Source organism: Rhodococcus aetherivorans, assembly GCF_025722975.1.
Classification (GTDB): domain Bacteria; phylum Actinomycetota; class Actinomycetes; order Mycobacteriales; family Mycobacteriaceae; genus Rhodococcus; species Rhodococcus aetherivorans.
Window position 1 is genome coordinate 1,222,184 of sequence record NZ_CP106982.1, and the last position, 23,387, is coordinate 1,245,570.

General features: G+C 73.0%; 19 protein-coding genes. 5 read left to right on the top strand and 14 right to left on the bottom strand.

The window, feature by feature from the left end; genetic code table 11:
• Nucleotides 1-8: 8 nt before the first annotated feature.
• From OCS65_RS05750 to OCS65_RS05765, 4 genes are all read right to left on the bottom strand, one after another.
• Nucleotides 9-485, bottom strand: a complete 477-nt coding sequence (locus tag OCS65_RS05750; RefSeq protein WP_029546114.1) for a VOC family protein — start codon at nt 483-485, stop codon at nt 9-11.
• Between the two features lie 168 nt (nt 486-653).
• Nucleotides 654-1,820 (bottom strand): zinc-dependent alcohol dehydrogenase, encoded by a 1,167-nt coding sequence (locus OCS65_RS05755; RefSeq protein WP_102799313.1) that lies wholly within the window; start codon nt 1,818-1,820, stop codon nt 654-656.
• The gene (locus OCS65_RS05760) at nt 1,820-2,455 is read right to left on the bottom strand and encodes an SRPBCC family protein (RefSeq protein ID WP_251549749.1); all 636 of its coding nucleotides are present in this window, start codon (nt 2,453-2,455) and stop codon (nt 1,820-1,822) included. Before OCS65_RS05760 ends, OCS65_RS05755 begins: the two co-directional genes overlap by 1 nt.
• A 59-nt stretch (nt 2,456-2,514) precedes the next feature.
• Nucleotides 2,515-2,682: a hypothetical protein gene (locus OCS65_RS05765; protein WP_157127555.1), complete on the bottom strand. Its 168-nt coding sequence runs from the start codon at nt 2,680-2,682 to the stop codon at nt 2,515-2,517.
• A gap of 73 nt (nt 2,683-2,755) precedes the next feature.
• Here OCS65_RS05765 and cysK point away from each other — a divergent pair, with 73 nt between their 5' ends.
• Together cysK and epsC are read left to right on the top strand one after the other, a co-directional pair.
• Entirely contained in the window at nt 2,756-3,691 is a 936-nt protein-coding gene (gene cysK, locus OCS65_RS05770) for a cysteine synthase A (RefSeq protein WP_006940240.1), read from the top strand.
• Between the two features lie 7 nt (nt 3,692-3,698).
• The gene (epsC, locus tag OCS65_RS05775) at nt 3,699-4,277 is read left to right on the top strand and encodes a serine O-acetyltransferase EpsC (protein ID WP_006940242.1); all 579 of its coding nucleotides are present in this window, start codon (nt 3,699-3,701) and stop codon (nt 4,275-4,277) included.
• A gap of 61 nt (nt 4,278-4,338) precedes the next feature.
• Here epsC and OCS65_RS05780 read toward each other — a convergent pair whose 3' ends face one another.
• From OCS65_RS05780 to OCS65_RS05810, 7 genes are all read right to left on the bottom strand, one after another.
• On the bottom strand, nt 4,339-5,502 hold the full coding sequence (locus tag OCS65_RS05780; RefSeq protein WP_029546562.1) for an IS30 family transposase: 1,164 nt from the start codon (nt 5,500-5,502) through the stop codon (nt 4,339-4,341).
• An 82-nt stretch (nt 5,503-5,584) separates the two neighbouring features.
• Nucleotides 5,585-7,033: an aldehyde dehydrogenase gene (locus tag OCS65_RS05785; protein WP_065922080.1), complete on the bottom strand. Its 1,449-nt coding sequence runs from the start codon at nt 7,031-7,033 to the stop codon at nt 5,585-5,587.
• 28 nt (nt 7,034-7,061) lie between these two features.
• The gene (locus tag OCS65_RS05790) at nt 7,062-8,219 is read right to left on the bottom strand and encodes an Rv3169 family protein (RefSeq protein WP_065922081.1); all 1,158 of its coding nucleotides are present in this window, start codon (nt 8,217-8,219) and stop codon (nt 7,062-7,064) included.
• Nucleotides 8,216-9,379, bottom strand: a complete 1,164-nt coding sequence (locus OCS65_RS05795; RefSeq protein ID WP_065922082.1) for a phosphotransferase family protein — start codon at nt 9,377-9,379, stop codon at nt 8,216-8,218. Before OCS65_RS05795 ends, OCS65_RS05790 begins: the two co-directional genes overlap by 4 nt.
• A 69-nt stretch (nt 9,380-9,448) precedes the next feature.
• Nucleotides 9,449-10,375 (bottom strand): dienelactone hydrolase family protein, encoded by a 927-nt coding sequence (locus OCS65_RS05800; protein WP_006940256.1) that lies wholly within the window; start codon nt 10,373-10,375, stop codon nt 9,449-9,451.
• A gap of 78 nt (nt 10,376-10,453) precedes the next feature.
• Nucleotides 10,454-11,338 carry an ROK family protein gene (locus OCS65_RS05805; protein WP_050035914.1) on the bottom strand — a complete coding sequence of 295 codons (885 nt, stop codon included), beginning with the start codon at nt 11,336-11,338 and terminating at the stop codon, nt 10,454-10,456.
• Entirely contained in the window at nt 11,338-12,093 is a 756-nt protein-coding gene (locus tag OCS65_RS05810; RefSeq protein ID WP_029546061.1) for a class I SAM-dependent methyltransferase, read from the bottom strand. Before OCS65_RS05810 ends, OCS65_RS05805 begins: the two co-directional genes overlap by 1 nt.
• Nucleotides 12,094-12,248: 155 nt before the next feature.
• On the opposite strand from OCS65_RS05810, the gene OCS65_RS05815 reads away from it, so the two are divergent.
• On the top strand, nt 12,249-13,484 hold the full coding sequence (locus OCS65_RS05815; RefSeq protein ID WP_029546059.1) for a glycosyltransferase family 4 protein: 1,236 nt from the start codon (nt 12,249-12,251) through the stop codon (nt 13,482-13,484).
• On the opposite strand, the gene OCS65_RS05820 is transcribed toward OCS65_RS05815, so the two are convergent.
• Complete coding sequence (locus tag OCS65_RS05820) at nt 13,389-15,146, bottom strand: MmpA family trehalose lipid delivery protein (RefSeq protein ID WP_198163365.1); 1,758 nt, start codon at nt 15,144-15,146, stop codon at nt 13,389-13,391. The genes OCS65_RS05815 and OCS65_RS05820 overlap by 96 nt on opposite strands.
• An 87-nt stretch (nt 15,147-15,233) precedes the next feature.
• Between OCS65_RS05820 and OCS65_RS05825 the strand changes: the two genes are divergently transcribed.
• Nucleotides 15,234-16,469 carry a polysaccharide biosynthesis protein gene (locus OCS65_RS05825; RefSeq protein ID WP_065922084.1) on the top strand — a complete coding sequence of 412 codons (1,236 nt, stop codon included), beginning with the start codon at nt 15,234-15,236 and terminating at the stop codon, nt 16,467-16,469.
• 100 nt (nt 16,470-16,569) lie between these two features.
• On the opposite strand, the gene pgfA is transcribed toward OCS65_RS05825, so the two are convergent.
• Nucleotides 16,570-17,790, bottom strand: a complete 1,221-nt coding sequence (gene pgfA, locus OCS65_RS05830) for a cell envelope lipid trafficking protein PgfA (protein WP_029546053.1) — start codon at nt 17,788-17,790, stop codon at nt 16,570-16,572.
• Nucleotides 17,791-17,981: 191 nt separating this feature from the next.
• Here pgfA and OCS65_RS05835 point away from each other — a divergent pair, with 191 nt between their 5' ends.
• Nucleotides 17,982-19,151, top strand: a complete 1,170-nt coding sequence (locus OCS65_RS05835) for an acyltransferase family protein (RefSeq protein WP_029546051.1) — start codon at nt 17,982-17,984, stop codon at nt 19,149-19,151.
• On the opposite strand, the gene OCS65_RS05840 is transcribed toward OCS65_RS05835, so the two are convergent.
• Nucleotides 19,087-23,349, bottom strand: a complete 4,263-nt coding sequence (locus OCS65_RS05840; RefSeq protein ID WP_420833233.1) for an alpha-(1->3)-arabinofuranosyltransferase domain-containing protein — start codon at nt 23,347-23,349, stop codon at nt 19,087-19,089. The genes OCS65_RS05835 and OCS65_RS05840 overlap by 65 nt on opposite strands.
• Between the last annotated feature and the right edge of the window lie 38 nt (nt 23,350-23,387).

Consider the following 23,387-nt stretch of genomic DNA (forward strand, 5'->3'; position numbering starts at 1 on the left):
AGGGATGCTCAGGACGACTGACTCGCGAGCCACTCGTCGATGCGACGTCGTGCCTCTTCGGGCGCGACGTCCTCGACGCGCGTCATGATCGCCCACCGGTGCCCGAACGGGTCGAGGATCGTCCCGAACCGGTCTCCGGTGACGAACGTCGAGGGTTCCTCGAAGACCTGCGCACCCTGCTCGACCGCGCGGGCGAACGTCGCGTCGGCGTCGGTGCAGTACAGCACGTAGGAATGGTCGACGGTGTTCGTCCCGTCGGGCGCGCGCAGCCCCATGGCCGGCGCGGGGTCGCTCAGCTGGAGCCGGCCGTGCCCGAAGTCCAGTTCGGCGTGCGCGATCGTGCCGTCGGGCCCGTCGGTTCGTTCGACGACCTCGGCGCCGAAGACCGTGCGGTAGAACTCGACGGCCCGGGCCGCGCCGTCGACGACGAGGAACGGCGTGAGGGAGGTGTAGCCGGCGGGGATCGGATTCACGGAATGCGTCATGCGACGAGTCTCGCGTCGTCTCCGCCGGCCGTATTGAACATTTCCGACATTCCCCGGGACAGCGGTGGTGGGCCGAATGTCACACAGGTTCGATTCGATCGAATGTGTGTGACATTCGGCCCGTTGCAGGGCGCCGGCCCGTTGCAGGGCGCCGGCCCGGCACCGGGGTCACGGCCGGAACACCGCGCGCACGCAGCCGTCCTTCTTGTCCTTGAACATCTCGTACCCGCGCACCGAGTCCTCGAGCGACATGTCGTGGGTGATCAACAGGCTGGGGTCGAGCTTGCCGGCCTGCACGTGCTCGAACAGCCGCGGGACGTACCGCTGTCCGTGTTGCTGGGCGGTGCGCAGGGTCAGGCTCTTGTTGGTGAGCAGGCCCATCGGGAACTTGTCGGTGAGTCCGTAGACCCCGAGGACGGACACCACCCCACCCTTGCGGCACGCCATGATCGCCTGCCGCAGCGGCGTGGCGCGGTCGGTCTCCATCCGCAGCGCCTGCTTGACGCGGTCGTAGATCTGCATCAGGCCGGTGCCGTGGGCCTCCATGCCGACCGCCTCGATGCACGCGTCGGGTCCGCGGCCGCCGGTGCTCTCGCGCAGCGCCTCCTGCATGCTGTCCTCGGCGGAGTAGTCGATCGTCTCCAGCCCCAGCCGGGCGGCGAGGTCGAGGCGTTCGCCCAGGCGGTCGACGACGATCACTCGTTCGGCGCCGAAGATCCGGGCGCTCACGGCCGCCATCAGGCCCACGCCCCCGGCACCCCACACTGCGACGGTGTCGCCGGGGGAGATGTCGCAGAAGTCGGCCCCCATGTATCCGGTGGGCACCGCGTCGGAGAGGAACAGGGCCTGCTCGTCGGTGATCCCCTCGGGGATCGGAAAGCAGTTGACGTCGCCGAACGGCACCCGCACGTACTGCGCGTGCGAACCCTGGTACCCGCCGAACGGGTGGGTGTAGCCGTAGATGCCGCCGGACGGGTAGCCGAGCAGCGGCTGCTGCATCGCAGCGTTCGGGTTGGTGGTGTCACACGCCGAGTACAGGTCGTGGTCGCAGTACCAGCAGGCGCCGCACCCGATGAACGACGGCACGACGACGCGGTCGCCGACGTTCACGGAGGTGACCTCCGCGCCCTTCTCGACGACGTCGCCCATGAACTCGTGCCCGAACACGTCGCCCTCCCGCATGCCGGGGAGATAGCCGTCGATGAAATGCAGATCGGATCCGCAGGTGGTCGTGAGGCGGACCTCCACGATCACGTCGTGCGGGTTGAGCAGCTTCGGGTCCTCGACCGTCTCGACGGACAGGTCGTTCACGCCCATCCAGCACAGCGCTCGCATCAGTGGGATCCTTCCGCTCGGGAGTCGCGTCCGGAGGCACCGGAGCTGCCGCGGGCGCTGTGATTGCCGCGGGCGCTGTGATTGCCGCGGGCGCTGGGATTGCCGCGGGCGCTGGGATTGCCGCGGGCGCTGGGATTGCAGCGCAGGGTCGGCATCTCGCCGGTCTGCAGCAGCGCGCGGGCCCGGTACAGGGCGGTGAACGTGGCCGCGCCGGTGATCAGGCCGGGCACCGGGGTGTCGGCCCGCATGCTCACCTCGGTGCCGAGGCCGTGCGGGGCGGTGGCGAACGACAGCAGGATCCGGGGCGGCTGCGACGAGTCGCCGGCGTCGGTGGCGACGAACTGCAGTTCCCCGTCGCTCTCGAGCACGCGCGTCTCCCACGTGATCGGGTCGGCGCCGAGTTCGAAGGTCCACCGGAGGCGGTCGGGGCCGCTCGCGGCGACGGAGGTGCGCTCCCCGAACACCTGCGACAGATTGGCGGGCTCGCGCCAGAACCGTTGCACCGTTTCGCGGGGTGCGCCGATGGTGACGGTCTGCTGGGGACCGGGGTGGGAGCCGGTGCGTTCGACGACGCGACGGACGACCCCCTCGATCTGCCGCCCGGATCTCTCCACGGTCTTGACGATGTCGAACACGGGTTTCTCCTTCCGGGCGCGGGCGGGCCTGCCCCGTGCCGGGTCTGGTGGGCGACGCCCTACCGCAGCGGGGTGCTGTCCTGCAGGGCTGCGACCGGCCGGCCGGCGACGTTCCGGGCGTGCCGGTGACGAGTCATGACGTCGGCTACCCGCGGGAGCAGGGTGGGCAAACCGGTGGGTCCCCGGGCGGCCGGACCGCTGTGCGGCTCCCCACGTGAATCGGACATCCGCCGGAATGATGCAATAGGTGACGACGGAACCAATCCGGTCGGCACTGCGACCGGGAGGAGGATCGGGCCCATGAGCGGTATCTACAACAATGTCACCGAGCTGGTCGGGCGAACCCCGATCGTGCGGCTGAACCGGCTGACCGAGGGTCTCGGCGCCCAGGTCGCGGTCAAGCTCGAGTTCTACAACCCGGCCAACAGCGTCAAGGACCGGATCGGCGTGGCGATCATCGACGCCGCCGAGAAGTCCGGTGAGCTGCGCCCCGGTGGCACCATCGTCGAGGGGACCAGCGGCAACACCGGTATCGCGCTGGCGATGGTCGGTGCCGCGCGCGGCTACAAGGTCATCCTGACGATGCCCGAGACGATGTCCACCGAGCGTCGCGTGATGCTGCGGGCGTTCGGCGCGGAGATCGTCCTGACCCCCGGCTCCGAGGGCATGGCCGGCGCGGTCGCGAAGGCGGAGGAGATCGTCGCGAAGACCGAGAACGCGATCCTCGCCCGCCAGTTCGCCAACCCGGCGAACCCGGAGATCCACTACCAGACCACCGGTGAGGAGATCTGGAAGGACACCGAGGGCGCGGTCGACATCTTCGTCGCCGGCATCGGCACCGGCGGCACGATCACCGGCGCGGGCCGCAGGCTCAAGGAATACAAGCCGGAGGTGAAGATCGTCGGCGTCGAGCCCATCGATTCCCCCATCCTCACCGGCGGACAGCCGGGCCCGCACAAGATCCAGGGCATCGGCGCGAACTTCGTGCCCGACGTGCTCGACCGCGAGGTCTACGACGAGATCGTCGACGTCTCGTTCGACGACGCCGTCCGCGTGGGCCGGGATCTCGGCACGCAGGAGGGCATTCTCGGCGGCATCTCGTCCGGCGCGATCGTGTGGGCCGCTCTGGAGCTGGCGAAGCGTCCGGAGAACGCCGGCAAGCTCATCGTCGCCGTGGTCTGCGACTTCGGTGAGCGGTACATCTCCACTCCGCTGTTCGAGCACATCCGGGACTGAACGCATCGTGAGTGTTCTGCGCACCCTCCGGGAAGACCTGCAGGCGGCCCGCGGCCACGATCCGGCGTCGCGCGGTGACATGGAGAACGCCCTCGTGTATTCGGGGCTGCACGCGATCTGGTCGCATCGGCTCGCACACCGGATGTGGGCGCGGCCGGCGCTGCGGGGACCGGCCCGCATCCTGGCGCAGTTCACCCGCTTCCTCACGGGCATCGAGATCCACCCCGGCGCGACGATCGGACGGCGCTTCTTCGTCGATCACGGCATGGGCGTGGTGATCGGGGAGACCGCCGAGATCGGCGAAGACGTGATGATCTATCACGGCGTCACGCTCGGCGGGCGGTCGCTGGCGCGGACCAAGCGGCACCCCACCATCGGCAACCGGGTCACCATCGGTGCGGGGGCGAAGGTCCTCGGGCCGGTGGTGATCGGCGACGACGTCGCGATCGGCGCGAACGCGGTGGTCACGCGCGACGTGCCCGCCGATTCGATCGCCGTCGGCATCCCGGCGACGATCCGCCCCCGCAAGCAGCACGAGGAACTCGTGGACCCGGCCTGCTACATCGATCCTGCGATGTACATCTGAGGTCTCGCCGGCACCCGCAGCCGGCCGGGCCGAATGTCACATCGCGTCTATCCAGGCGGTTTCAGGCGGCCGATGCGACAAGCTCGGTGAACGCTTCGGTTGGCGTGCGCCAGCGTAGCGTCTGCCGGGGGCGGCCGTTGAACTCGTCCTGGACCTGCTGCAGGTCCTCGGGCGTGTACACCGACAGGTCGGTGCCCTTGGGGAAGTACTGCCGGAGCAGACCGTTGGTGTTCTCGTTGGTGCCGCGCTGCCACGGCGAGTGCGGATCGCAGAAGTAGACAGCGACGTCGGTGGCCATGGTGATCTGGGCATGAGCACGCATCTCGTGGCCCTGATCCCAGGTCACCGACCGCTGCATCACCTCCGGCAACGACCGCATCGCGGCGATCATCGCATCGCGGACGCCGGACACGTCGCGGACCTTCGGCAGGTGCAGCAACACCACGTACCGGGTGGTGCGCTCGACCAGGGTGCCGATCGCCGAGCGGTTGCGCGCCCCCATGATCAGATCTCCCTCCCAGTGCCCGGGCACCGCCCGGTCCTCGACCTCGGCGGGCCGCTGGGAGATGAGGATCTTGTCGGGAATATGGCGGGCACTGCTCGGCACTCGCCCCTGCGGCACCCGACGGGTGTGCCGGCGCCGCAGATACTCCGAAAGCTCTTTTCGCAGTTCGCCTTTCAGTTGCACATACACGGCCTGGTAGATGGTTTCGTGGGACACCCGCATCTCCGCTCGGTCGGGGAAGTCGACCACCAGCCTGGCCGAGATCTGCTGCGGGGACCAGCGCAGCTTCAGCTTGGCGACGACATACGCGCGCAACTCGGGTGCGGCCATCAGCTTGGCGACTTTCGGTCGCAGTGCTCGGGTCCAGGCCCGCGCGTGGGCCGACACGGCGCGGTAGCTACCGTCGCGGTTGCTGTTGCGTTCGATCTCCCGGTAGATCACCGACCGGTGCCGGCCCAGGTGCGCGGCGATCGTCTGGACCGACTCGTTGCGGGCGAGTCCGAGGGCGACAAGCTCCCGCTCGCCCAGGGACAACGACCGTCCGCCGTGCTCCCAGTGCGGGGCACGGCGGACGGTGCCGTTGGCCTCGTCCTCCCACCGGTAGCCGGTTTGTCGGCTGACACCGACCGCGGCTGCGGCCTTGGCGATCGACACCTTCGTCATGCGCATGGCGAAGAACCTAGCCTTCTTCGCCTCTCGTGCTGCTCGACCCACTGACATCTCCCCTGGTCAGGGAGCGTGTCGCATGGACCACCTGAGTCAGCCCCAACCGACGCGATGTGACATTCGGCCACCTACGAACTCAGGCGCCGTAGCCGGGCGGGTACAGCACCGACTTGGTCTCGCAGAACGCCTCGAGGCCCTCGGGGCCGTTCTCCCGGCCGATGCCGGAATTCTTGTAGCCGCCGAACGGCGAGCCCGGGTCGAAGGCGTACCAGTTGATGCCGTAGGTGCCGGTGCGCACCCGCGACGCCACCTCGAGGCCCTTCTCGACGTCGGTGGTGTACACCGAGCCGGCGAGGCCGTAGTCGGAGTCGTTGGCGATCTCGACGGCCTCGTCGACGCTGTCGTAGGGGATCACGCACAGCACGGGACCGAAGATCTCCTCGCGCGCGACGGTCATGGAGTTGTCGACGTCGGCGAAGATCGTCGGCTCGACGAACCAGCCCTTGTCGAGCCCGGCGGGCCGGCCGCCGCCGAGCACCAGCCGCGCGCCCTCCTCCGTGCCCTTGGCGATGTAGCCCTCGACGCGGTCGCGCTGCTTCGCGGAGATCAGCGGCCCGAGTTGCGCCGCCGCGTCGTCGGGCATGCCGACGGGGAAGAAGGCCGCGGTCGCCACCATCTTCTCGACGACCTCGTCGTAGCGCGAGCGCGGCGCCAGGATGCGGGTCTGGCCGACGCAGGCCTGCCCGGTGTTCATCAGGCCCGACATCACGAGCATCGCGACGGTCGAGTCGAGGTCGGCGTCCTCGAGGACGATGGCGGCGGACTTGCCGCCGAGCTCGAGGGAGCAGCGCTTGAGGTTCCGGGCCGCGATCTCGCCGATGTGCTTGCCGACGGCGGTCGAGCCGGTGAAGGTGATCTTGTCGATGTCGGGGTGCGAGACGAGGTACTCGCCGGTCTCGGCGCCGCCCGGGACGAGCGACAGCACGCCCTCGGGCAGCCCGGCCTCGGCGAAGATCTCCGCGACCGCGTTGGTGGTCAGCGGCGACTCGGGCGCGGGCTTGAGGACCACGGTGCAGCCGGCGAGCAGGGCCGGGCCGAGCTTGTTGATCATCAGGAACAGCGGCACGTTCCAGGCGATGACGGCGGCGACCACGCCGACGGGTTCGCGCGTCACCCGGGAGCGTCCGAAGGCCCCGGTGCGCTCCTCCGTCCATGGGAACGAATCGGCAAGTCCCGCATAGTAGTTGATGGTCGCCAGGGACGGCGTCACCTGCATCATCTGCACGGAGGCGGGCGGCTGACCCATCTCGGCGGACAGCGACGCGGCGAGGTCGGCGCTGCGCTCCTCGAGCAGCTTGGCGGCCTTGGCGAGTACCTGGGCCCGCTCGGACGGTGAGGTGCGGGGCCACGGTCCGTCGTCGAAGGCGGCACGGGCCGCGGTGACGGCGGCGTCGATGTCCGCCGGCCCGGCGACCGGCACCGAACCGACGCGTTCCTCGGTGGCCGGCGAGAACACCTCGAGTCGCTCGTCGGTCGACGGGGCGACCCAGCGGCCGCCGATGAACAGCTTGTCGTAGTCGGTCATGTTCTCTTTCCTCAACGGTCCTGGTTTCCTACTGGTCGGATGTCGCTCGGTCGTTGTCGTGCGCGGGGTGGGTGTCGGCGAACCCGGTGAAGCCGTACTGCCGGTGCGGTCCGATCACGGCGACCTCGAACAGTCCGGTGCCGACGGTGTCCGACCCGGCGATCCGGAACCGCGCGAGATGGTCGGTGGGACAGAACATCAGCAGCGCCGGATCGATCTCCCGGACGTCGCGGCGCAGCGCCTGCACGACCAGTTCGCCCTGCCACATGCCGTGCCGCCAGTCCTGTTCGAGTCCGTACCCGGTGCCGATGCCGAGCAGGTTCGGCACCAGCAGTTCGCATTCGACGGTCACCGCCTCGCAGCCGGGCCGGTGGAACGTCAGCGTCGCCCCCGTGACGTTGCGGGTGCCCGGCGCGAACACCAGCCGATGTTCCGGCCGGCCCAGCCATTCGGGCTCGGCGCCGGGCCGGATCCGGACCGCCTCCTCGACCAGCCGGCGGCCGTGGTCGTCCTCCTGCACGATAGTGACGATCGTGTCGTCGTCGAACTGCATCACCGAGTAGATCCAGAAGAATCCGGGCATGCCCTCGTGGGCCGTGCGCCCGGGCGGCTCGGGCTCCCCGACGGGCCGCACCCCCCAGGAGCGGTCGCGGTTGCCGAGCCACGTGCCCGGGTCCACCTGCCGGGTCCGGCCGTCGACGGTGAGGGTGCCCGCCCACCGGCCGGTCTGCACGAACCGGGACGTGTCCATGACGACGCGCTCGAGCCGGCGCAGCCGCTGCGGGGTCTCCTCGGTGGCGGGGACGACCCCGTCGAACGTGAGATCGAAGGACAGGTCGGCGGTTTCGGCATGGCCGGGCTCCAGCACCACCCGCAGCCGCCGCAGCCCCTCGAGCACCTCGATGCGCAGCGGGCCGACGGTGGTGTCGGTGCGATCGGTCCCCAGGGCCCGCGAGGCCCGCACGACGAGGTGGTCGTCGCCGCGGCGCAGCACCGCGAAACCGTCGGCCACACCGAGATTCGGGTACTGGCCCATGCCGACGATCAGGAACAGGTCGGTGGTGTCGGCGGGGTAGCAGTTGAAGTAGTACCGGTCGTAGAAGTTGCGGTCGGACGTGGCGACGCGCCGGATCGGTTCGGCCGTCTGGTGGACGGGGTAGTCGTCCAGGGGGGAGAGGGAACTCACGGCGCCGCCCCCTGCCGGTCGGTGTCGTCGAGCATGGCTTCGAGGGCGGCGCGGTGCATGATCGCGTCGTCGGGATCGCCGGGTGGCTGCGCCTGGCCGAAATGCACCGCGCGAGTGTGGATGCGCAGCATGATGATCGCGTGCTGCAGCGCCGCGTGGACGGTGTAGAAGTGCAGGTCGCGCGGGACGTGGCCGGTGCGTTGCGCGTATGCGCGGGCGACGTCGTCCAGGCGCAGGAAGCCCGGCAGGCCGGGCAGCCCGGCCGCGGCGGCGATGTCCTCGAAGAACCTGTGCAGGAACGTCATCCAGGCCAGGTCCATCTCGCGGGCGCCGAGGGTGGCCAGCTCCCAGTCGAGCACCGCGACGGGCCGGAAACCGTCGAACAGGATGTTGCCGATCCGCGCGTCGCCCCAGCACAGCACCGCGGGCGAGCGGTCGTCGGGGCAACGGGCGTCGAGCCAGGCGAGCGCACGTTCGACGAGCGGGGAGCGGGGACCACCGGTGCGGGTCGTCCACTCGTAGTAGGAGCGCTGCCGGTCCAGGTGCGCCCGGACGGCGTCGGTGACGGTGCCGGCCGGTCCCAGCCCGGCGGCCACCGGGGCGACGTCGTGGATCCGGGCCGGCACGTCGACGCACGCGTCCTGCATGGCGGCACGCTCGGCGTCGCCGGCCTCGGTGACCCAGGAGCCGAAGTTGTACGGCATGACATCCGGTGGCACCCGGCCCGCCACCCGGGTCATGACGAAGAACGGGGCCCCGAGCGGCGCGGGATCGGGCTCGTACCAGTGCACCCGGGGGACGGGGACGGTGGAGTGCTCGCCGACGGCGCCCATGACCCGGGCCTGACCCTCGAGGTCGTAGGCGGGGAAGACGGGCACGGTGGTGTCGGCGGGGGCGACGCGGGCGACGCGGGCGACGAGCGGATGGTCGGTGCCGTCCCAGCGGGCGTCGAACAGCAGCGTCTCGCTGGACATGCCGGTGGTCTCGGGGAGGTGCACGTTCTCGACGACGGGGGCGGTGACCTTGGTGGCGAGCCAGCGCTGCAGGTTCTCGCGGACCTGTCCGGGATCCCGGCGGGAGTCGCGGGGGCGCGCGACCTCGGCATCGTGGGCGGAGCCGTCCTGGGCGCCGTGCGCCGACGCGTCGGGGTCGATGCTCACGCGCTCTCCTTCCGGCCACCGGGGCTGTGACCTCGAACACTAGAACACGTTACAAGTTTTCGGAAGGGGTCAGCCGAGGTGTGTCCCGAACCAGGCGAGCATGCGGTCGTATGCCTGCGCGGCCGCGTCTGCGTTGTACCGCGGTCCGGTGTCGTTGAAGAACGCGTGGTCGGCGCCGGGGTAGGTCACCACCTCGTGCACCAGGCCCGCGCGCTCGAGGGCGGCGGTCGCCGCGTCCCGCGACGCGTTCACCCGCTGGTCGAGTTCGGCGTAGACCGCGAGGACGGCGGCCCGCGACCCGGCGAAGTCGGCGCCGTCGGGCAGCGGTCCGTAGAACGGGACGGCCGCCGCGAGGCGCGGGTCGCCGGTCGTCAGCAGCAGCCACGTCATGCCGCCGCCGAAGCAGAACCCCACGGCCCCGATGCGCCGGTCGGGCACCCGTTGCGTCAACTCGTCGATGCCCGAGCGCATGTCCTGGGAGAATCGTTGCGGCGGAACGGTACTCAGTGCGGCCGTGGCCTGTGCCGGGTCGGCGAACGACGCCGTGCCCCCCTCCTCGGAGAGCAGGTCGATCGCGAGTGCCGAGTAGCCCGCCCCCGCCAGGCGCCCGGCCACCGATCGGATGTGGTCGTTGAGACCCTTGTTCTCGTGGACCACGAGCACGGCGCCCCGGGGGTCCGCCGCCGGCGCCCACGCACCCTGCAGCGTCCGCCCGTCCGGGCCGGGGAACGTGATCGCCTCCGTCGCAACGGCATCTGCGCTGCCCGGCGGCGCCACCGGCGACGTCGGGGCCGGAGTGCCCGAGGTCGCTCCCGGAGTCGCGGAAGGCGTTGCGGGCGAGCCGTTCTCGTTTGCGCAGGCGGCGAGCAGCGAGGATGCCGCGGTGAGGGTGAGCCCCAGCAGCCCCAGCCGTCGCAGCGCCTCGCGGCGGGTGAGCAGACCGTCGGCGTGATCCACCGCGATCTCCTCGGCGATGTAGCGCTGGAAAGGCGTCATGGCCGCTCCCGTCCCGAGGACACTGTCTTCGTATTGTGACGCGACGGGGGCCGCGGTGCGGGCGATTCGCGCCGAAGCTCAGTCCCCGACGGCCAGGATCCCGGCGCCGGTCAGGGTCCCCACGGCGGCGAGCCGCGCCGGCACGATCTCCAGCCCGGTCAGGAACGGCAGCCGCGCGTGCCGGGCCGCGGCCTCGCGCATCGGCCGCCACATCGGCTCCCCGGCCTGCGCGAACCCGCCGCCGACCACCACGAGGTCCACGTCCACCAGCGCCGCGGCCGACGCGAACACCTCCCCGAGCGCCGCCCCCGCACGCCCCAGGGCCGCGACCGCGACCGGATCTCCCGCGCCCGCGGCGCGGGCCAGCGCCGCCCCGTCGGCACCGGACCAGCCGTGCTCCCGCGCCCACCGCACCGCGGCCGGCCCGCTCGCCACGGTCTCGACGCACCCGACACCCCCGCACGCGCACGGGTCGGCGCCCACGCTCGACACCATGTGCCCGATGTGGCCCGCATTGCCCGTCCGGCCCCCGGCGATCCGGCCGCCCAGCACCAGACCGCCGCCGATGCCGGTCGAGACCACGACGCCGACGAGGTCCGTCGCACCCCGGCCCGCCCCGAGCCGGTGCTCGGCCAGCGCGGCCGCGGCCCCGTCGACCGCGAGCCGCACCCGCGACCGCGGGAACAGGCCGCGCACGGCGTCGACCAGGCCGAAACCGCCCGCCCACTCGCCGATGTTGATCGGCGCCACCGCACCGGCGCCGACGTCGACCGGCCCGGCGCTCGCGATCCCCACGGCCGTCACCTCGGCTCCCGCGGAGACCCGACGCAACAGCTCCGCGCATGCCGCCCACACGCCGGCCGCGGGCGTCGGCACCGTCCGCGGTGCGTCGAGCGTGCCGTCGGCGCGGACGCGGGCGGCCGCCATCTTGGTGCCGCCGACGTCGAGGGCGAGCGCGACCATCAGCGCCTGCGCAGCACGAGCACCAGATTGCTGACCAGGAACTCCCGCACCGCGGGGACCCGCACCAGCCACCACGCCCAGCGCGGGTGGTACCGGGGGAACGCGGCCAGCAGCTCGCCGTGCGGCGTCGAACGCGCCCACCGCAGCCCGTCGCCGCAACCCACCTCGAACAACGAGACCCCGTACCGGTTCTTCGGCTCCCGCCCGTGCCGGCGGGCGTAGCGCCGCGCCGCGTACTCGCCGCCGAACGCGTGCCACGGGCCGGTCTCGTGCCCGCCGAACGGGCCCCACCACAGGGTGTACGACAGCACCGTCAGCCCGCCCGGCCGCGTCACCCGCAGCATCTCGTCGGCCATCACCCACGGCTGCGCCACGTGCTCGGCGACGTTCGAGGAGAAGCACACGTCCACCGATCCCGTGCGCAGCGGCAGCGCGAGGCCCGAGCCACGGATCGACCCGCCCACCGCGAGACCGGCCGCGTGCATCTCCGACGGATCCGGCTCGACCGGCACGTAGCGGGCGCCCGACGCGCCGAACACCTCCGCGAAGTACCCCGGCCCGCCGCCCACGTCGACGACGGTCGTGCCGGTCAGGTCCCGGCCGGTCAGTCCCGCGTACAGATCACCGATCAGTTCCACGGTGTCGCGCGCGAGCGCCCCGTAGAACAACTCGGGCGCGGACTGCTCGTGCCGGAAGTCGCCGAGCAGCCCGACGGACCGGCGCAGGGTCGCGCGCCGGGCGAAGGTTCGAGCCACCGGGGGGACGGGCAGGGTCGGAACAACCACGAGGAGCAACCATAGCGGCCACCGCACCGCACTACCCGCCGGTAACCCTCCACCGCGGGCGGCCCCGCACCCGTTAGTGTGTTCCGGGATACAACCGTCGACGACGAACCACAGGGGGTCGCCACGTGCGCGAGGTTCTGTTGCTGTGCTGGCGCGACACCGGGCACCCCCAGGGTGGGGGCAGCGAACGCTACCTCGAACAGGTCGGCGCCCAGCTCGCCGCGCGCGGCATCCGCGTCACCCTCCGCACCGCCGCCTACCCCGGCGCCCCCGGCCGCGACGAGATCGACGGCATCACCGTCAGCCGCGGCGGCGGCCGGCTCACCGTCTACCCCCGCGCCCTCGCCGCGATCGCCGCCGGCCGTCTCGGATTCGGTCCGCTGCGCCACCTCCGGCCCGACGCGGTGATCGACACCCAGAACGGCATCCCGTTCTTCGCCCGCCTCGTCGCCGGCGCGCCCGTGACCGTGCTCGTGCACCACTGCCACCGTGAGCAGTGGCCCGTCGCCGGCCGCGTCATGGCCAGGCTCGGCTGGTGGATCGAGTCCGCCCTGTCGCCGCGCCTGCACCGCGACGACCAGTACCTGACCGTGTCGTTGCCGTCCGCCGACGAACTGATGGCCCTCGGCGTCGACCGTGACCGCATCGCCGTCGTCCGCAACGGCGCCGACGCCGTCCCCGCCGGGGTCGAGCCCGGCGACGAACACACCCGCACCGCGCACCCCACCGTGTGCGTGCTGTCGCGGCTCGTGCCGCACAAGCAGATCGAGGACGCCCTCGCCGCCGTCGCCGCGCTGCGCGACCGCGTCCCCGGCCTGCACCTCGACGTCATCGGCGGCGGCTGGTGGGAGAGGAACCTGCGCGCGGCCGCCGCGGACCTCGGCATCACCGATGCCGTCACCTTCCACGGCCACGTCGCCGAGGACCGCAAGCACGAACTGCTCTCCCGGTCCTGGGTGCACGTGATGCCGTCGCGCAAGGAGGGCTGGGGGCTGGCCGTCGTCGAGGCCGCGCAGCACGGCGTGCCCACCGTCGGCTACCGCAGCTCGCGGGGACTGACCGACTCGATCATCGACGGCGTCACCGGCGTGCTCGTCGACTCCGCGGACGAGCTCACCGACGCCGTCGCCGACCTGCTCGCCGACGCGGATCGTCGCCGCACCCTCGGCGGCAAGGCCCGGGTGCGGGCCGCAGAGTTCTCCTGGTCCGCGACCGGCGACGGGGTGCACGAGGTGCTCGCCGCGACGGCCGCGGGCCGCCGCGTCTCAGGACTGTTCCCGCGCCCGGCGGAGGCCGCCGTGGTGCTCGCGGCGCCGGGCGGGCCGTCGCAGGACCAGCAGGCCCACGAGCCCGCCTGCTGACACCGCCACCCACAGTGCGTGCGCGGCGATCGCCGCCGTCCGGTCGTCCGACCGCGTCCCGTCGACCCCCGGCACCCGGTACAGCGACAGCGCGGCATCGGAGAACACCGGCTCGAGCTGCTCGAGCGCGCGGGCCGAGTCGCCGAGGTCCCCGGGCGTGCCGTGCTCGACGAGCACCCAGCCCACGCCGTGGGCAGCGAGGTCGGCCGGCGCCGCCCCGGCCAGCAGCAGGCGCTCCACCTCCGCGGCGCCCCGACCCTCGCCGGCGACGGTGCCTCCGGCGACGATCAGCTCCCCGGACTGCAGCACGTCCGCGCGCAGCATCCGAGGTGCCGGATCGAGAACCGGTGCGGCGCCGCTGAACTCGAATCGCCGGAACATTCCGGCCGGCAGCACCGCCACGTCGCCGGCGCCCGCCGGCACCGCCGCCGCGACCCGCTGCCACGCGTCCGGATACTGCACCGGCCGCACCCGCCCGCCCACGCCCCACGCCAGATCCGGAAGGGCCAGCAGCACGGTCAGCGCGGCCGCCGTGGCCCAGGCGCCGGCCCGGCCGCCGAACCGCCCGCGCACCGTGCCGACACCTGCCGCGGCAGCCAGCGCGTACAGCGGCACCGCCCACGCCACCCACTTCTGGGTGTCGCGCAGCAGACCCGCGCCCGGCACGTGCACCATCGCCCACGCTCCGGCCCGCAACCCCGTCCCCGTCGCCGCGAGGGCCGGACCGAGCACCGCGACCGCCGCCAGCGCCGTCAGCACCCCCAGCACCGGGTTGCGCCGGCGCCGCCACAGCGCCGGCACCCCGCACGCCACCACCAGCAGCAGCGCCGCCGTGCCGACCAGCGCCCACACCGTCGCCCGCGAACCGGGCACCGCGTCGGCGTTCCAGATGCCCCCGAGCCCCGCCACGCTGCCGAGCGTGCCCAGCGCGGGCTCGGCCCGCGCCGCGAACGCCCGCACCCCCGCCGGATCCGACCCGTCGCCCGCACCGCCGGACACGGCCGTCGCCACCAGCCACGGCGCCGCCACCGCAGTCGCCAGCGCCACCGCGCCCGCGAGACGGGGAAGCAGTGGGGACCGCCCGCCCGGAGCGGCCAGCACGGCCAGCGTCGTCACCGACGCCAGCAGCGCGCCCGTCGGCGTCAGCCCCGCCGCGCCCAGGCACACCGCCAGCGACGCCCACCCGGAGCGGGCGCCCCGTCGCACCGCCACCGACGCCACCACCGTCCACGGCAGCGCCGCGTAGCCCACCACCAGGCTCCAGTGCCCCTGCAGCAGCCGCTCCGCCACGTACGGGTTCCACACGAACACCGTCGCCGCCACCAGCCGCGCCGGCAGACCGGCCGCCGGCAACAGCACCGCCACCAGGCGGGCGCCGCCCCAACCGGCCGCCCACAGGGCGCCGGTGAGCAGCGCCGTCACCACCACACCGCCGTCCACCACCGCACTCGCCGTCGCCAGCAACGCGTCCTGCGGCACCGCCCGCGCCGCGGCGTCGGTCAGACCCAGCGCCGAATCCGTCAGGAAGGACCGCGGGGTGCTCACCGCGTCGCGCAACAGCAGGTAACCGGGGGAGACGAGCAGCGGCCCGAGCACCACGACCGCCAGGGCCAGGCTGTAGAGGGCCGGGACAGCGGGACGCAGCGACACCGGCCTGGGCATGGCCGCACAATACCCAGCCCGCCCCGGCACCCCGGTCCGGATCCGGTGCCTCGCCGCCCGCACCCGGCGGCGTGCAACCATGGTCCGATGCCGCGACCTGAGACGCCGCGCTCGGCCACCGGAACCACCGTCGCCGGGATGACGATGGTGACCGCCGGGGCCATGACCGCCAGCCTGGCCTCCTACCTGCTGCACCTGCCGGCCGCCCAGTGGCTCGGCCCCGCGGGGTACGGCGAGTTCGCCGGCCTGCTGGCCGCCCAGTTGGTGCTGGCCGTGCCGGCGCTCGCGCTGCAGACGGTCGTCGCCCGGGAGACCGTGCTCGGTGCCGGCACCGCGTCCCTGCGCCGTCTCGGGTACCGCTGCGCCGGCCTCGCCGGGGTCGTCGCGCTGGCCGTCGTGCCGCTCGTCGCGTGGGTCCTCGACACCAGCGTCGCCGGTGCCCTCGGCTCGCTCGTCACCGCGCCGCTGCTGGTGCTGCTCGCCGCCGAGCAGGGCCTGCTGCAGGGGCGGGGACGGTTCGGCGCGCTCAGTGTCGTCCTCGCCGCGGCCGGCGTGGCGAAGGTCGTGCCCGCCGTCGCGGTGCTCGCCGCCGGCGGCGGGCCCGGGGCGGCGCTGTTCGCCGGGGCGGTCGGCACCGGGTTCGTCGCGGCCGGGGCCGCCGCGCTCGTGTCGAGCTCCCCGGCGGGACCGGAGTCGGGTGCCGCCCCGGCGGTCGGCGTGCCCGCGGTACTGCGCGCCTCCCAGGTGCAGCTGGCGCTGATCGCCCTGACCTCGCTGGACCTGCTGCTCGCCCGCGCCGTGCTCGACCCGGAGGATGCCGGGCTGTACGCGCTCGGCGCCGTCGCGACGAAGGTCGCGTTCTGGCTGCCGCAGGCCGTCGGGGTGGTGCTGTACCCGCGGATGGCCAACCCCGCCCAGTCCGCGGCCGCCGTCCGGTCCGCCCTGGCCGTCCTCGTCGGGATCGGCGCGGTCCTCGTCGCCGGGGCGGCGGTGTGTGCGCCGCTGGTGCCGCTGCTCGTCGGCGACGCGTACGCCCCGGTGCAGTCGCTGCTGTGGCTGTTCGCGCTGCAGGGCGCGTGCCTGGCGGTGCTGCAGGGGGCACTGCTGTCCGCGATCGCGGGCGAGCGCACCCATCTCGCCGCCGTCGCGTGGGCCGGCCTCGCGGTGGAGGCCACCCTCATGCTCACCGTCGCGTCCACCACCCGGCAGTTCGTGCTCGTCGCCGTGGCCGTCGCGGCCGTCACCGCCACGGTGGTCTCCGTGCTGGCGGTCCGCGCGGCCCACCCCGCGGGGCCGAATGTGACAGCTGTTCGATCCGACTGACCCCGTGTGACATTCGGTTGCCGCGGGCCGAACGAGCGCGCCCACGAAAACGCCGATGCCCCTCCCCGAGCGGATCGGGGAGGGGCATCGGCGCTCGTGACTACTGCTGCGGCGGTTCCTTGCGCAGGTCGGTGCGCGGGATCTCCTGCGTCTGGTCGGTGGTCCAGTCCCGCTGCTGCGGGGGAGCGTCCGTGCGGGGGATCTCCTCGGTGCGGTCGCTGGTCCAGTCGCGCTGTCCCGGCGCGGCATGGGCCGGGCCGGCCGGGGCGGTCGGGCCGCCCGTCGCGGCGACGGGACGGCCGGTGCGGCCGCTGCCGCCGCGCAGGCCGAGCACGATGCCGGCGATCAGGGAGATCAGACCGAGGATGCCGAGGATGATCGGCACGGTGCGACCGAAGAGGCTGAGGGTGTCGATGCCGTTCTTGGCCTGGTCCACCTGGAACTCGATGGTGTCCTCGTTGAACGGCAGGCTCACCTGCAGCACCGTCACCTCGGGACGGTTCGCCTCGCGGGCGTAGTACTGGTACTGCTGCTCCTGGCCCTTGATGACGACGCCGGTCTCCGGCTCGACCCACAGGTCACGAACGTTGGTGTACCACCGGGTCATGGTTACCGGCGTCTCGCCGCCCTCGACGCCCCACGTGGAGGCGGGCAGGCTCAGCTTGTAGGTCGGCACCGACGGATCGACCGTGGACAGGTCGATCGGCCCGACCTCGTGCCGGAAGTGGTAGACCTTGACGCCGTTGATCTCGGTCTCGTCGATGTAGTCGATCGGGAACGTCTCGCGCGCGTTCAGATCGAAGTACGGGTACGACTTCTGCTCGGTGCCGAACGGGAAGCGGTACTGCAGGCCGTCGCGGTTCGGGATCTCCGCCGGCGGCGCCGTCGCCGAGGTCTGGATGGTGCTGACGGCGTCCGGGTTCTCCTCCTGGGTGACGGGCATGCCGCTGACCCGGTCCACGGTGACCCGGTCGACGGTGGCGGAGACCAGGCCCGTGTCACCCTGCATGTCCAGGCGACGGACCGTCTGGCCGGCCTGCAGGGTCATGATGTCGGCGTCCGACGGCTCCTCCACGGTGACGAACCGCTGCGCCACGATCGGCACGTCGGTGTCGACCTGCGCCCGCCCCGACAGCAGTGCCCGCGCGTTGAGGATGTCGCCGGTGCCCTCGGCGACCGTGGTCACCTCGAGATCCAGCGGCGTCTTGGCGAGCTTGCCGACGGTATAGGTCGGGATCAGTATCGCCGCGACAATAAGGAAGGCGCCCAGGCCCACCAACGCCAATGCCAGTTTCCGGCCCGAGCCCGAACGCTCAGCCATGCTGTGTCTCCTCACTCAACGGTTCCATCGAGTACCCCCACCGGCAGCCGGTCTGCACGGATCGCCTGGCATCCGGCTCGCGAATACCACGTGAGCCCAGACACTAACAGGGCAGCCGCCCGGCGCGCGCCACCGCGCGGACTCGAGATCCCGGCTTCCCCGCCACGACCCCACCGGGCAGACTGTCCTCGATGACCAGCACCACCCCGCCCGTCGCCCCGGCTTCCGCGATCTCCGGATTCCTGCCGGCGCTCGAGGGCATGCGCGGATTCGCCGCCGTCGGTGTCCTGATCACGCACGTGGCGTTCCAGACCGGGGCGGTGGACGATCCGGTGCTCGGCCGCATCTGGGGCCGGTTCGACCTGGCCGTCGCCCTGTTCTTCGCGCTGTCGGGCTTCCTGTTGTGGCGGCCGCACGCGGCGGCCGCGCGTGGTCTCGGGGCCGCGCCGCCCGCCGGGCGTTACCTGCTGTCGCGGGCCACCCGCATCCTGCCCGCGTACTGGGTGGTGGTGTGCGTCGTGCTGCTCCTGCTGCCCGGGGCGGGCAGCGGCTGGCGGCTGTGGCTGGCGAACCTGACCCTGGTGCAGGTGTTCGTGCCGCTGAGCCTCACCGAGGGACTGACCCAGATGTGGAGCCTGTCCGTGGAGGTGGCCTTCTATCTGTTGCTGCCGCTGTTCGCCGCGGCGCTCGCCGGGCTGCGCGGCGACCGGGCCCGGTTCCGCGTCCCGCTGCTGCTCGCCGTGAGCGCGCTGTCGCTGGTGTGGGCGTGGCTGCCGGTCCCCACCCCGGGCCACATCAACCACGACAACTGGCTGCCGGGTTATCTGCCGTGGTTCGGCGCCGGCATGCTGCTCGCCGAACTCGTGTCGGGCGAACGGACCTGGGTGCACCGGCTCGCCTCCCACCGGGTGCTCATGGCGGGGATCGCCGTGGCCGCATTCGCGTTGTCCACCACGTCCCTCGGTGGGCCGGAGGGGCTCGTGACGCTCGAGCCGTGGCAGTACAACGGCAAGATCCTCCTCGGTGCGCTCATGAGTTTCGCGTTGCTGGCGCCGCTCGTCCTCGCGCCGCGCGCCGAGCACCGCATCCTGGCGAGCGGGCCGGCGCTGACCGTGGGCCGATGGTCGTACGGCATCTTCATCTGGCACCTGGCGGTGCTGTCCATCGTCTTCCCGGTCTTCGGGCTCATCCCGTTCCAGGGCGACTTCTGGTTCGTGCTCGCGGTCACGCTGGTGCTGAGCATCGCCGTCGCGTCGGTCAGCTACGCGCTCGTCGAGGAGCCGGTGCGCCGGGAGGTCAGGCGCCGCCAGCGCCGCGTCGCGACCACCGCAGAACGCGTCGCAGACTCCGCCGCGCCCTGAGCGAGACCGGCAGCGCCGCGAGCCCCAGCGCGACGAGCCCGCACAGCGCGGCGAACTGGATCGCGAACGAGTGCCCGACGTAGCCGCCCGGCGCTCGCCACGGCCCGGTGGACAGCAACGCCATCGCCGTCATGGTGGCGGCCCCGGTCACGACGACGAGCGTGCGGGCGGCCACGTCGCGGCCCCAGCGCGCGCCCACCGCCACGATCGCCACCGCCGCGACGATCGTCGTCGCCGCGCCCACCGCACCGGCCGCGAGGGTCGCGACGGCCAGGACGCCGGCGAAGCCGACGGTCGTGCTGCCCCACACCCGTGGCGGCGGTCCCGGGTCGGCGACGGGGCGCCGGCGCGGCCAGGCCGCGAGCGCGAACAGCGGCAGCAGCAGGAGCAGACCGCCGAAGATGCCGAGGCGGTACCAGCGGTCGGTGGCGAACTCGAGCGTCACGGTGCCACCGGCCCCGGCGGGCACGACCCAGCCCTGCTGCCAGCCGTCGACCACCACGGGCGTCAGTTCGGTGCCGTCCGCGGCCGTGGCGACCCAACCGACGTTGGTGCTCTCCGGCACGACGACGATCCGCTCCCGCTCGGCCGCAGGCACCTCGAGTTCGCGCAGGTTCTCCGTCCAGGTGCCGACGGCGAGCTCGGTGGGTTCGGGCGACGGCGGGCTCACGGCGCCGGGCACCGGCAGCCGCAGCGTCCCGACGGTGAACGCCTGGCCGGGGTCCAGCTCGACGTCGACGTGCCCGGCGGGCAGCGGCGCGACGGTCTCGTCGCACAGGGTGGCGGGCACCTCGACCCCCGCGGCGAGGTCCGCGACGGTCGCGGTGACCGACGTCCGGTAGGTGCGGCCGTCGACGGTCAGCACGGGCCCGGCGTCGCACCCGACGGTGACCTGCCGCTCGTACACCGGGTCCTGCGGGCCGATCGGCCCGTCCGGGCCGAGCACGGTCACCTCCGCCAGTCCCGGCGGGCCGACCTTGGCGAAGCCGAGCACGGTCTGGTCCAGCACGTCGTCCCAGCCGACCAGGCTGAGCACTACCCGGTCCGTGACGTATGGTTCGAGATCGATTGTCGCTGTTGATGATTCGATATCGCGCACCTGCGGGCCGTTGCCGAGGTCGACGGCGACGCGGGTCGGCCGCGCCGGCAGCGGTCCCGGGCTCGGCGCCACCTCGAGGCCGGTGACCAGCTGCGGGGACGGCAGGTCGAGGGTGAGGGTCGGTCGCGGTGCCCCGGGCCGCACCGCCTCCTCCGACGCCGTCCACGTCGTCCGCGGATCACCGTCGGTGGCGGCGAACGCGGAGCCCTGCAGGTCCACGACGTCGGCGGCGCCGCGGGCGACCACCCGGTCCGGCAACGCGGCGACCTCGGCGAGCGCCGGGCCGGGCCGTCCCCGCACCCACGGCTGCGGCGCCACCGACGTCGCGTCGGGCACCGACAGGGTGCGGGTGAAGACGTTCGGCTCCTCGGGTGCGACGGCCAGGCCCCGCGCGCACCGCACCCGGTCGGGGGTGTCGACGCAGCTGCCGCGGCCGGGCAGTTCCTGACCGAGGTTCCAGCCCCGCACGGCGGCCCCGGCGGCGACGTCCGGCAGCACGATCCGCTGCCGGATGTCGACGGGCCGCGGGTTGTCCCGGTCGGTGAAGTCGTCCACCGCCACCTCGGTCAGCCCGAACTGGTTGCCCACGGATCCGTCCTCGGTGCGGGTGGAGGTGATCCGGATCCAGGTCGTCCGTCCGAGCGGCAGCGCCACCGTCTGTTCCCGGCCGGGCTTCTCGATGCGCACGGCGGTGCTGCCGCGGTCGGTGGTCACCTCGAGCCATTTCACCGGCGTGCCGATCGCGCCGGGGCTGGTGCTCAGCCGGAGCAGCCCGGCCTCGATGGGCCGGTCGAGGTCGAGTTGCAGCCATTGCCCGACCGCGGACTCGAGGCCGTTGCTGTGCCAGCCGGTGGTCGGGTCGCCGTCGACGGTGGCCGCCGGCCCGCTGCCGACGGAGGTGCCGCCGAGCTGGGTGGCGTCCGACGCGGAGCTGGACACGCTGATCCGCGCGCCCTCCCACTCGGCGCGCACGAGGTCGGTGTCCGGCACCGGGTAGTCCGGCACGAGGTTGTAGGTGCGCCGCGGGTCGCCGGCGGCGCGGATCGCCGAGCTGTGGTGGTCGACCTGGCCGTAGTCGGTCTCCCGGTCGGTGGGGGTGTCGGTGACGACGACGTCGCCGACGGGCAGGCCGGCCCGGCTCGCGTCGGCCGCGAGCAGCGCGGGGCCGGTGTTCCCCGGCTCGGCGTCGTCGAGCCGCAGCAGAGCCTCGGGACCGCCCTGGACGCGGGGAACGGTCGCCGCGTCCACGGCGTACGGGCCGACCGGCGCGCCGGGCACGTCCACGCGGTAGATCTCGATCGCCCGGTAGGCCGGTCGCAGGTCGGAGTCGGCGGTGAAGCCCTCCTCGAAGTTCCGGGCGATCTCGTTGCCGAACTCGGCGACCCGCACGAGCCCGGGGGAGCCCTCGATCGCCCGGTGCACGAGCACCGGCCGCGCCGACGGCGACGTCTCCGGGTCGAGGTCGTTGCGGATCACCACGTAGCCGATGCCCTGGCCGCGCAGCGTCGCCGCCAGGCCGGGGGTGGGCCGGCCGTCGGCGAGGTGCCGCTGCACCGCGTCCAGGGCCCGGATCGCGCCGGGCGGCACGAGCGGCACGGCGTCGCGGGAGGCCCACGGCGTCGACGCGAGCGGCTGGATCGGCTCGTCGCGGGTCAGGCCCCAGATCTGGCTGCCGAACGGGGCGCCCGGCACGATCAGCGCGCGTTCCCCGCGGGCCGAGGTGTGCTCGTCGAGCCACGCGGCGGTCTCGTGCCAGTATCCGGGTACCTCGTCGTAGGCACCGCGCGGGGCGAGCCGGCCGGTCCACGCGAGCGATGTCGCGAGGGTCAGCGCCACGAGGATCAGGGTGGTGAACGCGACCATGGGCTGGCGTTCGGGGTGGGCGAACGCGGTCCGGGCCTGCCGCCACGGCACCGCGCCGGGCAGCGGTACCCGGCGCAGCAGGTGCGCGAGCCCGAGCACGAGCGGCAACCGCACCAGCGGCTCGAGCTTGTGCACGTTGCGCAGCGGGGCGCCGGCCGAATCCAGGAAGAACCGCACCTGCTCGGCGATCGGCGAGCCGAGTTCACCGACGTACCCGGCGGCCAGCCCGGCGATGCCGGCGAACAGGATCAGCGCCCACCGCCCCCGGGCGGGCATCGACCGCATCGCCAGCCCCGCGAGGCCCGCGGCGGCGAGCAGGCCGGTGACGAGGACCGCCGCGGGCTGGGTGACGAGCACCGCGCCGGCGATGCGCTCGGGGGAGACGAACGGGGTCCAGCTGCCGGTGCCGCGCAGCACCTCCGCCAGCGACGTCCACTGCGTCGTCACCCCGGACGATTCGATGTAGTCCAGGAACGGGGGACTGACCCGGCCGAGCAGCAGCAGCGGCACGATCCACCACAGCACCGCGACGACGCAACTCGGGATCCACCACAGCGTGAACCGCCACCACCGCCGGTTCGGGCGGTGCGCGATCCACCACAGCCCGGCGACGAGGCACGCGGCGACGGTGGCGACGGCGTTGATCGCGCCCATGAGGGCCACCGCGACGGCGGACTGCGCGGCGAGCTGCGGTGCTTCCCGCCGGTGCGGGAGCGCCCGGTCGCCGTCGAGGTAGCGCACGAGCGGCAGCAGCACCCACGGCGCCAGCATCATCGGCAGCGTCTCCGACGAGATGGATCCGAGGGTGGTCAGCACGCGGGGCGAGAGTGCGAACGCCGCCGCGGCGATCAGCCGGGAACCACGGTTGCCGACGCCGAGCGCCTCGGCGAGCCGCACCACGCCCCAGAACCCGGCGAGCAGCAGCAGCGCCCACCACACCCGTTGGGTGATCCACGGGGGGACGTGCAGGAGCTGGCCGACGGCGAAGAAGGAGCCGTGCGGGAAGAAGTAGCCGTACGCCTGGTTCTGGACCTGGCCGAGCGGGGCGAGGCTGCTCCACTGGTGGGCGGCGCGGGTGAGGAACCCGAGGGGGTTCTGGGTCAGGTCGTACTTGGTGTCGGCGACGATCAGGCCGGGGGCCTGCGCGAACGCCAACAGCAGCGACACCACGGCGGCCCCGTACAACCACCGCCTGGAGAGGGGGTCGGCGGACGGTGCCCCACCGGGGTGGGGCACCGCGCCGTGGGAAGTGCGTGAACTCGTCGCGTGGATGG

Coding starts and splice junctions, on each gene's coding strand:
- OCS65_RS05785 (WP_065922080.1), bottom strand. CDS start 7,033: ATGACCGACTACGACAAGCTGTTCATCGGCGGCCGCTGGGTCGCCCCG.
- pgfA (WP_029546053.1), bottom strand. CDS start 17,790: ATGGCTGAGCGTTCGGGCTCGGGCCGGAAACTGGCATTGGCGTTGGTG.
- OCS65_RS05805 (WP_050035914.1), bottom strand. CDS start 11,338: ATGGTCGCGCTCGCCCTCGACGTCGGCGGCACCAAGATGGCGGCCGCC.
- OCS65_RS05800 (WP_006940256.1), bottom strand. CDS start 10,375: ATGACGCCTTTCCAGCGCTACATCGCCGAGGAGATCGCGGTGGATCAC.
- OCS65_RS05820 (WP_198163365.1), bottom strand. CDS start 15,146: ATGCCCAGGCCGGTGTCGCTGCGTCCCGCTGTCCCGGCCCTCTACAGC.
- OCS65_RS05750 (WP_029546114.1), bottom strand. CDS start 485: ATGACGCATTCCGTGAATCCGATCCCCGCCGGCTACACCTCCCTCACG.
- OCS65_RS05835 (WP_029546051.1), top strand. CDS start 17,982: ATGACCAGCACCACCCCGCCCGTCGCCCCGGCTTCCGCGATCTCCGGA.
- OCS65_RS05765 (WP_157127555.1), bottom strand. CDS start 2,682: ATGTCCGATTCACGTGGGGAGCCGCACAGCGGTCCGGCCGCCCGGGGA.
- OCS65_RS05755 (WP_102799313.1), bottom strand. CDS start 1,820: ATGCGAGCGCTGTGCTGGATGGGCGTGAACGACCTGTCCGTCGAGACG.
- cysK (WP_006940240.1), top strand. CDS start 2,756: ATGAGCGGTATCTACAACAATGTCACCGAGCTGGTCGGGCGAACCCCG.
- OCS65_RS05780 (WP_029546562.1), bottom strand. CDS start 5,502: ATGTCAGTGGGTCGAGCAGCACGAGAGGCGAAGAAGGCTAGGTTCTTC.
- OCS65_RS05825 (WP_065922084.1), top strand. CDS start 15,234: ATGCCGCGACCTGAGACGCCGCGCTCGGCCACCGGAACCACCGTCGCC.